The organism is Aquirufa sp. (assembly GCF_044239315.1).
GTDB lineage: Bacteria > Bacteroidota > Bacteroidia > Cytophagales > Spirosomataceae > Aquirufa.
Genome location: NZ_JBIIBQ010000010.1, coordinates 85,159 through 98,689, shown reverse-complemented (window position 1 = coordinate 98,689; position 13,531 = coordinate 85,159). Strand labels below are relative to the sequence as shown.

Genomic DNA, 13,531 nt, shown 5'->3' with positions numbered 1-13,531 from the left:
TATTTTATGGGTTTCTTAGTTGGTGGCATTTGTTTCTATCTCCTGCCCTTCGATTTAGGATTTAGGAACCTATTGATGCTCTGTCTGATCTTACCCGTAGGAATGACCGTTATCACCTATTCAGATGAATTGAATCTAAATACACCACTTGCCGCTTCTTTAGTGAACATATCACTAGTCATCAGCTTTGCCATCATGTGGATCATGGTGACTGTTTTCCACATGAGCGCGCTTTAAACGATTTTTTTTGGTAATTTTATGAAACATTGGCTTATAGAACTGGTTTAGTTCGTAACCAATTCCCTATTATTATGGTAGTCCCCTACAAGAATCAGTCCAAAGGAAAAAAAGAACAGGTCGCTGACATGTTTAATTCCATCTCGCATAAATATGATTTTCTCAATCATCTATTAAGTGGGGGGATTGATATTATTTGGCGCAAAAAAGCGATCAAATTATTACAAAATAAGGGAATCAAATCTGTTTTAGATATTGCTACTGGTACTGGAGATTTTGCTATTGAAGCCTTAAAAATTAAGCCAGAAAAAATAGTTGGAATTGATATTTCTGAGGGTATGTTATCCTTTGGAGTCGAAAAAATTAAAAAATTAGGATTAAATAACATCATTTCCTTGCAAAAAGGAGATTCTGAAAAAATTCCTTTTTCAGACAATAGTTTCGATGCAATTACCGTTAGTTTTGGTGTAAGAAACTATGAAACATTAGATAAGGGTTTGAAAGAAATGAACCGTGTATTAAAACCAGGTGGACATTGCTTGATTTTAGAATTTTCGAATCCTAAAAATTTTCCAATGAAGCAGCTTTACAGCTTCTATTCAAAATTTTGTTTGCCGGTACTAGGTAAATTAATATCCAAAGACCCAGCTGCTTATACCTACCTTCCTGAATCCGTTCAAGCCTTTCCAGATGGAAAAGACTTTTTGAAAATTTATGAAGAATGTGGATTTATAAATACCCAATGGATCCCGATGACGGGAGGAATTTGTTCTATCTACTTAGGACATAAAAAAGCAAAAAACGCGTGAAAAAAAGCATCTTCAACGGATTTATTATAGCCCTTTGCCTCTCTTTTTCCCTAAAAAGCCAGGTACATAAATACGTTCAATTAAATGATGAATATTATGACAATAAACCCGTCCATTTCGGGTTTATGATTAGTCACGCATCTACTAATTTTCTTTTAGAAGCTACTCCTAAAAACCTATCAAATGCAGCGCCTTCATTAGCCTTAAATGCAAGCTCACCTAAGACATCAGGATTCCAAATTGGAGGTACTGTTAATTATGCTTATGATAAACATTATGAGGTTCGCTCTGGAATAAATATCGCCTTGTATGAGCGCCAAATAGCGTTTAATGAAGTAAAACCCACAGGTATAAATCCAACAAAAACCTATTTCAGAGAATCTACGTGGCTAGAAATTCCCGTAAATTTGAAGTACCGCTCACTTCGAAGAAAGAATCACCGAATTTATATATTGGGCGGATTTAAACTAGGTATTGAGGCAAATGTAAAAAGAACAGGGGAGCAAATTCAGGCGAAAACCACTGATGTATCCTTGGAATATGGATTCGGCTTCGAAAAATTTTATAAATTTTTTAAATTCAATCCTGAATTGAAATTTTCTCATGGCGTAAATAACTTGTATCTAAGTCCATTAGGTGGTTCATCTCCGTTCTCTAGGCTCAATCAATACAATTCACATACGATTAGCCTGTTATTTTATTTCGAATAATTTAATCTAGTCCCTTGCGTGCTTTTTTAGGATCAACAACTGTTTCTAAGCTACTAACTGCTGAAACACCAAACCAACCTGCACCTTGTAGTCGTGAAGCTGGATTAACATTCTTAATATTTGTTGGAATATTAGCCGCGGGTCTTGAAAATAAACCCGCATTATTAAGTTCTAAACGAGCTTGTGAATAAAAATTGAATTGATCCTCTGAGATAGACCAAAGTTCTACCTTAATTTTATCTTTTTCAACATAAAGTCGAGGAGAAATAGAACGACGAATGGGTAAAATAAAAAGTAAACCATCCGTCATGGCTCCTTTTTGAAAACCCGCATCATAAACCAAGGTTAAACTAGAAGGATCATTAAATAACTTATCATTTCTGTACGTTTTTACTCGATAACAATCTCCAGCACCTCGTATGTCTCGTGAGTAAAAATGAGCCTCGTAGCCATCTTTAGGATTATCATCACTTGATTGACGACCATTAGCCTCATCGAATTGATATAATATAGAATCTATCGGAGGAACCCGATTCAATCGAGCCTTAGCCGTTAATTCTTCATTTTGCCACTTCACACGAAGTGTAAAAGTGGTTCCTATCTTACCAATAGTAGGTTGAAGCTCACTAGGTTCCCACACATAAATTCCACTAGAGGCAACTTTCTCCCTAAAATTAAACCTATTTCCAAGTGTGTCTGTGACCACTACCTCTGCCCCATTTATTTTAGGCACATTAGTCTGATCAAAATAATCTTGGGAGCGTGATAATATAATTTGCTGAGGCGTATTTAAGTTAGTCAAACTAGCTTCCACTACAAGGTAGTTATCCGAAACCGGACTAGGCAAATTCACAACCTCCTCACAAGATGTAAACAAAAAAAGTAAAACGAGTAGGTAATACGGCTTCATCTTAGAAGGAAAAATTATAGGTGACGGCAGGAACAAAAGAACCAATGATGGATAATTGAACCGCTTCTGTTTTTACAGAATTATCTTCGTTAGGTCTAGTGTAAATGGAAAAAGGATTTTTACGGTTATACAAATTGTATACGGAGAAAACCCACTCAGAAGTACCTTTTCCAAATAAGGCTTTCTTATTTTTCTTGGTAGCAGAAATATCTAATCGATGATAATCAGGGACACGAATATTTCCACGTGTACCAGGTATGGTTTGAGGATAGGCAATACCGTCAAAAACATATTTCTGGGCCGGAACCGTGTAGGGAACACCTGTAATATAGGCGAAGTTTGCCCCGAATGACCATTTATCTGATAGAGAATATTGACCAACTAAATTTAGTGTATGTGTCCGATCATATCGATTAGCATACCAATCATTATTGTTAAGGCCCTCTATTTTACGTTCTGTTCTTGCTAGAGTATAACTTGCCCACCCCGTTAATTTTCCCACGTTCTTTTTTAAGAAAAATTCAATTCCATATGCTCTACCATCCCCAAATAATAAGTCTTTTTCAAAATAGGGATTAAGAAATAAATTAGCTCGATCAGCATAATCAATTTGATTTTGCATGTCTTTGTAATACACCTCGACGGAAGATTCATAATTATTCCCATCAGCCCCAAAATTCTTAAAGAATCCTAAAGCTGCCTGATCTACAATCTGAGGTTTAATATTATTTGTTGATGAAGTCCAAACATCCAATGGAGTAGATGCGGCCGTATTAGACATTAAGTGAATGTACTGAGCCAATCGATTATAACTTAATTTCAAAGAAGTCGACTCGTTTGCCGTTACATTCATGCCAAAACGAGGTTCCCAATTCCCATAAGAAGCTACAACTGCGTCGGGGTCTGTTTGATTAATTTTCAATACGTACCCTGATGGATTTTCCGTACTAACTGGAACCGAAATTCGATCATAATATTCACCATTCAAACTTTTATAGTCATAATTAGAGTATCGAACTCCATACTGAACCGTTAACCAAGCGTTAAGTTTCCAATCATGTCCAATGTAGGCAGATGATTCTATCCCCCGTTTATTAGCTTGACCAAATTGTCTTTTCTCTCCGTTCGAAGTTGCATTGGCTTTTCCAGGCGTAAAATCATACGAAAGCAATTGACCCCCAAAACTGATGGTATTATCAGGTCTTACATAATAGGTGAAATCAGGTTTGATACTTAGGTTCTCGATATTAGATGTCCATTTGAAAGAATCATTGGGCCGCTTATTTTCAATGTCAGAATCTAACATGTAATCGTAATTACTGTAGAAAGCTGTCGCATTTAAAAATAACTTATTCGAGAACACATGATTCCAACGCGTTGTCAAGGTGGAATTTCCCCAATCAAAACCAAATCCGGTCCCAAACACGTCACGACCAAAATAACCCGACATGAAAACTGTATTCTTCGAGTTGATGGTGTAATTCACTTTAGCCGTCAAGTCATAGAAATTAAATGACGAATTAGCATTATCTCCGGTCAAAAAGGGTTTGGCTAAAACATCAATATAAGATCGACGTGCAGCCACGATAAATGAGGCTTTATCCTTCACGATAGGAGCCTCTAAAGATAGACGAGAGAAAATGACCCCTACTCCTCCGTTCACCTCTAATTTCTTCGCATTACCCTCTTTCATTTTTACATCCAAAATTGAAGATGCACGACCACCATACATAGCTGGAATACCCCCTTTAAACAACTTAACATCTTTTACCGCATCTGGATTGAAAACGGAGAAGAAGCCAAAAAGATGAGATGAATTGTACACAGGTGCGTCATCTAATAAAACTAAATTTTGATCTACGCCACCACCGCGAACATTAAAGCCAGAAGCACCTTCTCCCACTGTAGAAACCCCAGGTAATAATTGAATAGCCCGAACTAAATCCACTTCACCTAAAAGGGCTGGAATTTTACGTATTGTTTTAATGTCCACCTTATTTACAGACATCTCAATGCCACTCACATTTTCATCATTTGCGCGTGCATTCACGATTACTTCAGCTAATTCTCTGGAATCGGATACTAGTTCTACAGACAATTCTTGAGACTTAGCAGCAACCGTAATCTCTTGCTCACGCTTTTTAAAGCCTGAAGAGGAGAATACTAGGGTATACTTACCAAACGGAAGTGTTAAACTATAAAATCCGTACGTATTCGTTACGTTACCCGTTTTAAGTTCTTTTACATAAACACTTGCGCCTATGAGCCCTTCTCCACTTGCAGCCTCCTTAACATAGCCGCTAACGGTAGATTTCTGAGCCCAAACAATTCCTGGAAAAACAAGAAAAACAAAAAGTATTAATGGTCGCATATTGTTAAAAACCCAAAGATACGGGAATTGTTTTTGCCCTAAGGTTAAATTATGACAAATGGAAAATAGGCGTTATAAATCGAAATCAGTAATATAATTCCGATATTATTTAATTATAGAATTTTTATTTACATTTGTCAAAAACCTATCAACTTATGGATTTAAAAGTATTTGGACAAATCATTCGGGAAAAACGAAATGCTATTGGCTTAAAACAAGAAGAACTAAGCCAACAAAGTGGTGTAGCTATTAAAACCATTCATAGCATTGAATTAGGTAAAGGCAATCCCGCGTTAAAAACCATTTTACGTATTTTTAATATACTTGCTTTGGATTTATTAATCATAGCTTCTAAAAATACCAAAAAATAAAATTATGGAACAAGAAATCAGCTTTGAACGTATTCCAACCCATATTTTTGCAGATTCAGACTTAGCATCTAAATCAGTAGCGAAAGAAATCGCCGATTTAATTCGCCAAAATAACCAGACAGGAAAACCCAGTATTTTAGGGCTTGCAACGGGCTCTTCACCTAAAAAAGTATACCAGGAATTAATCCGTATTCACCGGGAAGAAGGCTTGAGTTTTAAAAATGTGATCACCTTTAATCTGGATGAATACCATCCAATGGAGCCTGATTCCATTCAAAGTTATGTGCGTTTCATGAAGGAACAACTCTTTGATCACATTGACATACCGGTAACAAATTACCATTTACCAGACGGAACTCTAGCGCTAGAAAAAATTCCAGAATTTTGTAGGGACTATGAAGCGAAGATTGAGCGACTAGGCGGCTTCGATTATTATTTATTAGGAATTGGACGTAACGGGCACATCGGTTTCAACGAACCTGGCTCCACGATTAATTCGAAAACACGTTTAATGACCTTAGACATTGCAACTAAGATTGATGCTTCTGCTGATTTCGGTGGACTGCAAAAGGTACCTAAAAAAGCAATAACGCTCGGTATCGACAGTATAATGAAGTCAAAAAAGATTGTCTTAATTGCCTGGGGAGAACATAAAGCGAATAGTGTGGCAAAAGCCGTAGAAGGACCTGTCAACTCCGACATTCCTGCCTCCTACTTGCAATTACATCCCAATGCCTCTTTCATTTTAGATGAAACAGCTGCTTCTATGTTAACTCGCATCAAAACCCCTTGGGTAGTCGATTCAGTTAATTGGGATCGAAATATGATTAAAAAGGCCGTCACACATCTTTCATTAAGTTTGCAGAAGCCCGTTTTGAAGCTTACATCGAAAGACTATAATGAAAATGGTTTATCAGACCTACTTTCCTTATATGGCCAGGCCTATGAGATTAATATCGAAGTTTTTAATTATTTACAGCATACTATCACGGGTTGGCCAGGCGGAAAACCCAATGCAGATGACACGCATCGACCAGAGCGTGCCTTCCCGGCAAAAAAGAAGGTGCTCATTTTTAGCCCGCACCCTGATGATGATATTATCTCCATGGGAGGAACGTTTCAACGACTTCACGACCAAGGACATGATGTGCATGTAGCGTACCAAACAACGGGAAATATTGCCGTTGCAGATGATGAAGCCCTTCGATTTGCTGAATTTGTCGTTGATTTCAATGAGAAATTTGAAAGTCCAAATGCGAAAGCGAATCGCATCTATAAGGAAGCTATCAAATTCTTAAAGAATAAACCTGACTCTGAGGTAGATATTCCTGCCGTTAGAGAAATCAAAGGCTTAATAAGAAAAGGAGAAGCGAAAAATACCTGCCGTTTTGTAGGGATCAAAAAAGAAAATGCTCACTTTCTTGAAATGCCTTTCTACGAAACGGGAACAATTCGCAAAAAGCCCATCGGTGAAAAAGATATCAAAATTGTGATGGATCTAATAGAAGAAATTCAGCCACATCAAATCTATGCAGCCGGAGACCTAGCAGATCCACATGGTACTCACAAAGTTTGCCTAGATGCTATTTTAGAAGCTGTAACTCGCTTAAAACACCGAGAATACATGAAAAGTTGCTGGGTATGGCTATATAAAGGTGCTTGGGCAGAATGGGATATCGATCAAATCGAAATGGCTGTACCTATGTCACCAGATCAAGTATTCAAAAAGAGAATGGGTATCTTCAAACACCAATCTCAAAAGGATGGGGTAGTGTTCCAGGGAGATGATTCAAGGGAATTTTGGCAAAGAGCTGAAGAGCGAAACCGAGCAACGGCATCTATCTACAATGCCTTAGGCCTCGCAGAATACGAAGCCATGGAAGCCTTTGTTCGCTGGAAATTCTAATCTTTCAAAGCAGCATATAGGATCTCCGCGGCATGCTTCGCATGCCGCTTCGTGCCGTCATGAATTTGATGACGGCAGCTTGTTCCCGACGCGACGATATCGACCTCTTCCGGCTGTGATCGCACGGTAGGGAATAAAACTAATTCCCCTATCTGCATCGACAGATCATAATGCTCTTTCTCATAGCCGAAAGAACCCGCCATCCCACAACAACCGGAAGGAATTAATTGCACCTCAAAATTCTCTGGTAAGGATAGCGCCTTCTTCGCAGCCACCAGCGAAGAGATCGCTTTTTGCTGGCAGTGCCCATGTAATTTCATTAACTTCTTCTCGGAAATAAACGCCGAAGACGAAATACGTTTCGCATCTGCCTCACGAGCGATAAACTCCTCTAATAAAAGGGTATTTTTCGCTAATTCTTTTGCTTTCCCCACCCATTCATCCGACACTAAATCAGGATATTCGTCTCTAAATGTCAAAATAGCTGAAGGCTCAATGCCTACTAAAGGCGTATTTTCTGAAATCAACGATGACCACAAGCGAACATTCTGCATCGCTAACACGCGAGCCTCATCGAGCATTCCTTTGGACAAATACGCACGTCCCGAAATCGGATGCGGAATCGTTTTCACTTCATAACCCAAGCGCTCTAACAATAATACGGCTGTTCTACCGATTTCCGCATCATTGAAATTCGTGAATTCATCTACGAACAAGTAAAGAGATTTTGTTTGAGCTGGGCTCGTGTGCGATTTTAACCACGACCATAAGGTTTGCTTCGCCAACAAAGGCATTGTACGATCTGGGTGGAAACCGACTAGCGCATTTGAAATGCGTCGTATAGCCGGAGTTCCCATCACCAAATTATACAAAAAGGGAACATAAGAGGCTAAATTCGATATTTTAGCGAAGTTCCCCACTAACCAAGAGCGCAAAGGAAGTCCTCTCTCTTTTTGGTATTGGTACAAAAACTCCATCTTTAACTTCGCGACATCCACGTTCGAAGGACACTCGGCCTTGCAACCCTTGCAAGCTAAGCAAAGATCCATCACCTCTTTAATCTCCTCGTGAGCGAAGCGATTAGGCTGCTCGGAACGAGTTAAAAATTCCCGCAAAATATTCGCGCGTGCTCTGGTCGTCTCTTTTTCATTACGGGTGGCCATGAAGGAAGGACACATGGTACCTCCCGATACAGGTGTCTTACGGCAATCACCAGATCCATTGCATTGTTCTGCATGCTGCAAGACATCTTGACCCTCATAGCGAAAAGCTGTCTTAAATTCCGGCGTTTGTTGACCGGCTTCGTAGCGCAAAAACGTGTCCATCGGTGGCGTATCCACGATCTTATTAGGGTTAAATACCCCCTTAGGATCCCACCATGACTTCAATTCCCGCATTAATTGGTAATTCTCCTCTCCCACCATCCATGGAATAAACTCCCCACGTAAACGGCCATCCCCATGTTCTCCTGAAAGAGAACCCTTGTATTTTTTCACTAAACGAGCAATCTCTTCCGCGATATGACGGAATTGCTCGTGACCTTGTTTGGTCTTTAAATTAATTATCGGACGCAAGTGCAACTCACCAGAACCTGCATGGGCATAGTGAACGCAGTATAAATTATTTGCTTGTAAAATCTCGTTAAATTCGGCGATAAAGGCCGGAAGGTCATTTACATCAACTGCCGTGTCTTCAATCACCGCCACCGCTTTTTCATCGCCAGGAAGATTTGACAATAATCCAAGACCCGCTTTTCTTAAATCCCAAACCTTCTTCACATCTCCACCCGTCACAAAAGGAAAATGATAACCTAATCTCGCTTTGCGCATGGCTGCTTCGCAAGCCTGGGCTTGAGCCGCTAAATCTTCCGCAGAATCGGAACGTAATTCAACAACTAGAATCGCTCCCGGATCCCCTTCGACAAAGAAACGGTTTTGACTTTGTTCTGGATTTGCCTTCGTACACTCTAAAATATAATGATCCATCAGCTCTGAAGCAGAAGGATTGAATTCCAAGGCAATTAGATTAGCCCTCAAGGCCTCATCAATCGTATTAAAATGACCACAAACTAGACCTAAATGAGCTGGTGGCAATGGATCAACGTGCAACTTAATGCGGGTAGCAAAGCAAAGTGTTCCTTCTGAGCCCGCTAAAAGAGAACAGAAATTAAAGGGTAACTCGGTTGGTTCAAAAGCTTGAGTGTGCAGTAACATATCAACCGCATATCCCGTGTTTCGGCGATGTATACTCTGCTTGGGAAATTCTTCCGTGATATTTTTCTGGTGTTTCGGATCAGAAAGAACAGCTAGTGTTTTCTCGTAAATGCCGTGTAAACGACTGCCATGGGGAAGCGATTTGACCGTCTGAAAGGGATCTTCTGCCTTAAAATGAACCAACGTTCCATCAGACAAATAACCTTCCACCTCTAACAGATGATCCCTAGTAGAACCATAGATTACTGAATTAGAACCACAAGAATTATTCCCAACCATTCCTCCGATCATCGCGCGATTAGCAGTTGATGTTTCAGGACCAAAAAACAAACCGTGTTTTTTCAACTCCACATTGAGTACATCTCGCACAACTCCTGGCTCTACCCATACATAGGATTCTTCCTTATTTACCTCTAGAATTCGATTAAAAAACTTGGAAACATCCACAACCAAACCATTTCCGACCACTTGACCAGCGAGCGATGTACCCGCCGTTCTTGGGATTAGAGCTACGGAATGCTGATCCGCAAACCGAATAATCTTCTCTAAATCCTCCTGAGTCTCCGGAATCACTACTCCCAAAGGCATCTCCCTGTAGGCAGACGCATCGGTCGCATACAAAGTCTTCATTACGGTATCCGTGTGAAGAGATCCCTGAAGCGTAAGCCCCAGAGCGGAAAGAAGCGAATCGGTGGTCTGCGTCGTCATGGTTTATTTCTTAAACTGCAATTTACACAAAGCACTGATTAGTAGCAATTGAGCTACTATATAAGTACTCATCACAACGAACGATATCCCCGGAAAGGAATAATAAAACTTCCCAAAAGCCAAAACACTGTCCGAGACCACAAATAAAAACGCCCCCCAGGTGATCATTCGATTATTTAACCGAATGGCAAAATACAACATAGACCCAAGTGCAAAAGCATACAATGTCACCGGAATCTTCATCGCATCAGCCAAATAGGGATTTAAAAAGGCTAGAAAACTAAATACATAAATGAGTATCCCGACCAAAGGTTTACGCGCATGAACTGGAATCCACGCGTGTTCTGAGGCTTGCCTAAAAAAGAGCCGAATATAGCTCAATTGCATGATCAAAAATGACCCCAAACCAAGCTGAAAATAAAGTGGACTATCTGGAAGCATCAAAAAAACATCCCCCAGCAAAGCAAAAACAGCCGTAAAGAACAAAGCAGGCTTTGGATTCTCCATCACTATGTGCCCCATCAATAAGATCAATAATAGCGGCTTGGTGATCATTCTTAACTCTGCAAATTCAGGCAAAAACAGAGGTATGGCTAATTCTAAAATAGCATCCGCATAAAAGAGTTGTAGGAATATATTTTTCATCCGTTTCATTTATAAAAGCAAAAAAAAATCACTCAACGCAAAAGGTTAAGTGATTTTTTCTTTCAGCTAGGTTAGGATCAAGATCCGCAAGCCTCACAAGCCTCTGGGTTATCCAAAGAACAAGTCATATCTGCTTTATTTTGATCTGCACTGTTATCAAAACTCGCTGCCGCTGCTTTCGCTGCTGCCTCTGAGTACACTAACTCCGTTTCATTCACTAAGTTCGTTTGCTCGATAGCAGGTTCTGCTTGTTTCTCCACGGTGAACTTAATCGCATCCGTTGCCGCTTTTGTACGTAGGTAATACATACCTGTTTTCAAGCCAAGTTTCCAAGCGTGGAAGTGCATCGAAGTTAATTTACCGAAGTTCACATCTTGGATGTGGATATTTAAGCTTTGAGACTGGCAAATATACGCTCCACGATCAGCAGCCATTTCTAAGATGGTCTTTTGCTTAATCTCCCAAACCGTCTTGTACAAATCCTTCAAGTTTTGAGGAATTTCTGGAATGTTTTGTACTGATCCATTGGCGATGATCAACTTATTCTTCATCGAATCGTTCCATAAGTTCAATTTGATCAAGTCTTTTAACAGGTGCTTGTTCACAATGGCAAATTCACCAGATAACACACGACGAGCGTAGATGTTAGAGGTATACGGCTCGAAGCACTCGTTGTTTCCAAGGATTTGGCTAGTAGAAGCCGTCGGCATTGGAGCAACTAATAAGGAGTTACGCACACCGTTCTCTACTACTTTCGTACGAAGATCTTCCCAGTCCCAGTTTCCTGAAGATGGAGTCACGTTCCACATATCGAATTGGAATACCCCTTTTGAGATAGGAGAACCTTCCCATGATGAATACGGACCTTCTACTTTCGCTAATTCCATCGATGTTTCCATCGCTGCGAAATAGATAGTTTCGAAGATGTCCTTGTTCAATTGTTGTGCCTCCTCAGATTCGAATGGCATGCGTAACAAGATGAACACATCCGCTAGACCTTGAACCCCTAAACCGATAGGACGGTGACGTAGGTTCGAGTTTTCCGCTTCTTTAACTGGATAGTAATTTACATCGATGATTTTGTTCAAGTTGCGCGTTGCAATCTTGGTCACCTCGTATAATTTCTTGTGATCGAAACGTAAAACACCGTTCTCGTCTGCGTTCACATATTTAGGCAAGGCTAAAGAAGCTAAGTTACAAACCGCTACTTCATCTTTGGCTGTATACTCTATAATCTCTGTACACAAGTTCGAAGACTTGATTGTTCCTAAGTTCTTTTGGTTTGATTTGTTGTTTGCATGGTCTTTAAACAACATGTATGGGGTTCCTGTCTCTGTTTGAGATTCAAGGACTTTAAACCATAATTCTTGCGCTTTAACGACTGTACGCGCTTTACCTGCTAATTCGTATTTCTCATACAATGCTTCGAATTCAGCTCCGTGTGAATCCGCTAAACCTGGACACTCATGTGGGCAGAATAGAGACCACTCTTCGTTGTTCTCAACACGCTTCATGAATAAATCTGGAATCCAAAGAGCGTAGAACAAGTCACGAGCACGCATTTCTTCCTTTCCGTGATTCTTTTTCAATTCTAAGAATTCGAAAACATCCGCATGCCAAGGCTCTAAGTAGATCGCAAAGCTTCCTTTACGCTTTCCGCCGCCTTGATCCACATAACGCGCCGTATCGTTGAATACACGTAACATAGGGATAATACCATTCGAGGTACCATTCGTTCCCTTGATATAAGAGCCTGTGGCACGAATGTTGTGGATACTTAATCCAATACCTCCAGCAGACTGAGAAATCTTCGCTGTTTGCTTCAAGGTATCATAGATTCCTTCGATAGAATCGTCTTGTACAGTTAGCAAGAAACATGAGGATAATTGAGGCTTCGGAGTACCTGCATTAAATAGGGTCGGAGTCGCGTGAGTGAACCAACGCTCAGACAATAAATTATAGGTCTCAATAGCCGCCGCAATATCTTTTTTGTGGATACCTACCGCCACACGCATCAACATGTGTTGAGGGCGCTCAGCGATTTGACCATCAAGCTTTAATAAATAGGATTTCTCTAGAGTCTTAAATCCGAAATAATCGTAACCAAAGTCGCGGTCATAGATGATGGCCTCGTCTAGTTCTACTGCGTTGTTTTTGATGATATCGTACACCTCCTTAGAAAGAAGCGCAGCGTTTTGTCCTGTCTTAGGGTCTATGTACGTAAACAAACGTTTCATCGTAGCCGAGAAGGACTTCAATGTGTTCTTATGCAAGTTAGAAACTGCAATACGAGCTGCTAGAACTGCATAATCTGGATGTTTTGTCGTCAAAGAGGCAGCTGTTTCAGCCGCTAAATTATCAAGTTCAGTTGTCTTAACGCCATCAAACAAACCAGTGATCACTTTTCTGGCAACCTCTAAAGGCTGAACAAAAAATGGATCTAAGCTGTAACTCAGCTTTTCAATTCTGGCGGTGATTTTGTCAAACTTTACTGATTCGCGACGACCGTCTCTTTTTACTACGTACATGTGTATCTATCTATTATTATTAAAACTCGAATTCTATATAAATGTTTAAATCAACCAACAAAAAAACAGACCATAAACTCCCTGCGTTAAGAGAATTTTTTTCTTAGCTTTTGGACTCAATTT

Annotated in this window: 9 protein-coding genes and 1 pseudogene; 5 read left to right on the top strand and 5 right to left on the bottom strand. The window is 40.0% G+C overall.

Translation table 11 applies throughout. From position 1 onward, the window contains the following. The 3 genes and pseudogenes from ACILP5_RS05470 to ACILP5_RS05460 form a co-directional block, all read left to right on the top strand. A pseudogene (locus tag ACILP5_RS05470) lies at nucleotides 1-237 on the top strand (hypothetical protein); the annotation flags it as partial. A 71-nt stretch (nucleotides 238-308) separates the two neighbouring features. Continuing rightward, on the top strand, nucleotides 309-1,046 hold the full coding sequence (ubiE, locus tag ACILP5_RS05465) for a bifunctional demethylmenaquinone methyltransferase/2-methoxy-6-polyprenyl-1,4-benzoquinol methylase UbiE (RefSeq protein ID WP_395617647.1): 738 nt from the start codon (nucleotides 309-311) through the stop codon (nucleotides 1,044-1,046). Nucleotides 1,047-1,171: 125 nt separating this feature from the next. Next, nucleotides 1,172-1,756 (top strand): outer membrane beta-barrel protein, encoded by a 585-nt coding sequence (locus ACILP5_RS05460; RefSeq protein ID WP_395617646.1) that lies wholly within the window; start codon nucleotides 1,172-1,174, stop codon nucleotides 1,754-1,756. A 1-nt stretch (nucleotide 1,757) separates the two neighbouring features. On the opposite strand, the gene ACILP5_RS05455 is transcribed toward ACILP5_RS05460, so the two are convergent. Beyond that, a complete protein-coding gene (locus ACILP5_RS05455) occupies nucleotides 1,758-2,666 on the bottom strand; it encodes a DUF4249 domain-containing protein (protein WP_395617645.1) in 909 nt (302 codons plus the stop codon). Between the two features lies 1 nt (nucleotide 2,667). Next, entirely contained in the window at nucleotides 2,668-5,037 is a 2,370-nt protein-coding gene (locus tag ACILP5_RS05450) for a carboxypeptidase-like regulatory domain-containing protein (protein ID WP_395617644.1), read from the bottom strand. Between the two features lie 155 nt (nucleotides 5,038-5,192). On the opposite strand from ACILP5_RS05450, the gene ACILP5_RS05445 reads away from it, so the two are divergent. Both ACILP5_RS05445 and nagB read left to right on the top strand, forming a co-directional pair. After that, the gene (locus tag ACILP5_RS05445; RefSeq protein WP_395617643.1) at nucleotides 5,193-5,408 is read left to right on the top strand and encodes a helix-turn-helix domain-containing protein; all 216 of its coding nucleotides are present in this window, start codon (nucleotides 5,193-5,195) and stop codon (nucleotides 5,406-5,408) included. A gap of 4 nt (nucleotides 5,409-5,412) precedes the next feature. Continuing rightward, nucleotides 5,413-7,314, top strand: a complete 1,902-nt coding sequence (nagB, locus tag ACILP5_RS05440; protein WP_395617642.1) for a glucosamine-6-phosphate deaminase — start codon at nucleotides 5,413-5,415, stop codon at nucleotides 7,312-7,314. On the opposite strand, the gene ACILP5_RS05435 is transcribed toward nagB, so the two are convergent. From ACILP5_RS05435 to ACILP5_RS05425, 3 genes are all read right to left on the bottom strand, one after another. Continuing rightward, the gene (locus ACILP5_RS05435) at nucleotides 7,311-10,235 is read right to left on the bottom strand and encodes an FAD-binding and (Fe-S)-binding domain-containing protein (protein ID WP_395617641.1); all 2,925 of its coding nucleotides are present in this window, start codon (nucleotides 10,233-10,235) and stop codon (nucleotides 7,311-7,313) included. The two genes, nagB and ACILP5_RS05435, sit on opposite strands and share 4 nt — an antisense overlap. 3 nt (nucleotides 10,236-10,238) lie before the next feature. Continuing rightward, a complete protein-coding gene (locus ACILP5_RS05430; protein WP_395617640.1) occupies nucleotides 10,239-10,880 on the bottom strand; it encodes a lysoplasmalogenase in 642 nt (213 codons plus the stop codon). Nucleotides 10,881-10,957: 77 nt separating this feature from the next. Further along, the gene (locus ACILP5_RS05425; RefSeq protein WP_395617639.1) at nucleotides 10,958-13,408 is read right to left on the bottom strand and encodes a ribonucleoside-diphosphate reductase subunit alpha; all 2,451 of its coding nucleotides are present in this window, start codon (nucleotides 13,406-13,408) and stop codon (nucleotides 10,958-10,960) included. Nucleotides 13,409-13,531: the final 123 nt, after the last annotated feature.

Coding starts and splice junctions, on each gene's coding strand:
- ACILP5_RS05455 (WP_395617645.1), bottom strand. CDS start 2,666: ATGAAGCCGTATTACCTACTCGTTTTACTTTTTTTGTTTACATCTTGT.
- ACILP5_RS05430 (WP_395617640.1), bottom strand. CDS start 10,880: ATGAAAAATATATTCCTACAACTCTTTTATGCGGATGCTATTTTAGAA.
- nagB (WP_395617642.1), top strand. CDS start 5,413: ATGGAACAAGAAATCAGCTTTGAACGTATTCCAACCCATATTTTTGCA.
- ACILP5_RS05425 (WP_395617639.1), bottom strand. CDS start 13,408: ATGTACGTAGTAAAAAGAGACGGTCGTCGCGAATCAGTAAAGTTTGAC.
- ACILP5_RS05460 (WP_395617646.1), top strand. CDS start 1,172: ATGATTAGTCACGCATCTACTAATTTTCTTTTAGAAGCTACTCCTAAA.
- ACILP5_RS05450 (WP_395617644.1), bottom strand. CDS start 5,037: ATGCGACCATTAATACTTTTTGTTTTTCTTGTTTTTCCAGGAATTGTT.
- ACILP5_RS05435 (WP_395617641.1), bottom strand. CDS start 10,235: ATGACGACGCAGACCACCGATTCGCTTCTTTCCGCTCTGGGGCTTACG.
- ACILP5_RS05445 (WP_395617643.1), top strand. CDS start 5,193: ATGGATTTAAAAGTATTTGGACAAATCATTCGGGAAAAACGAAATGCT.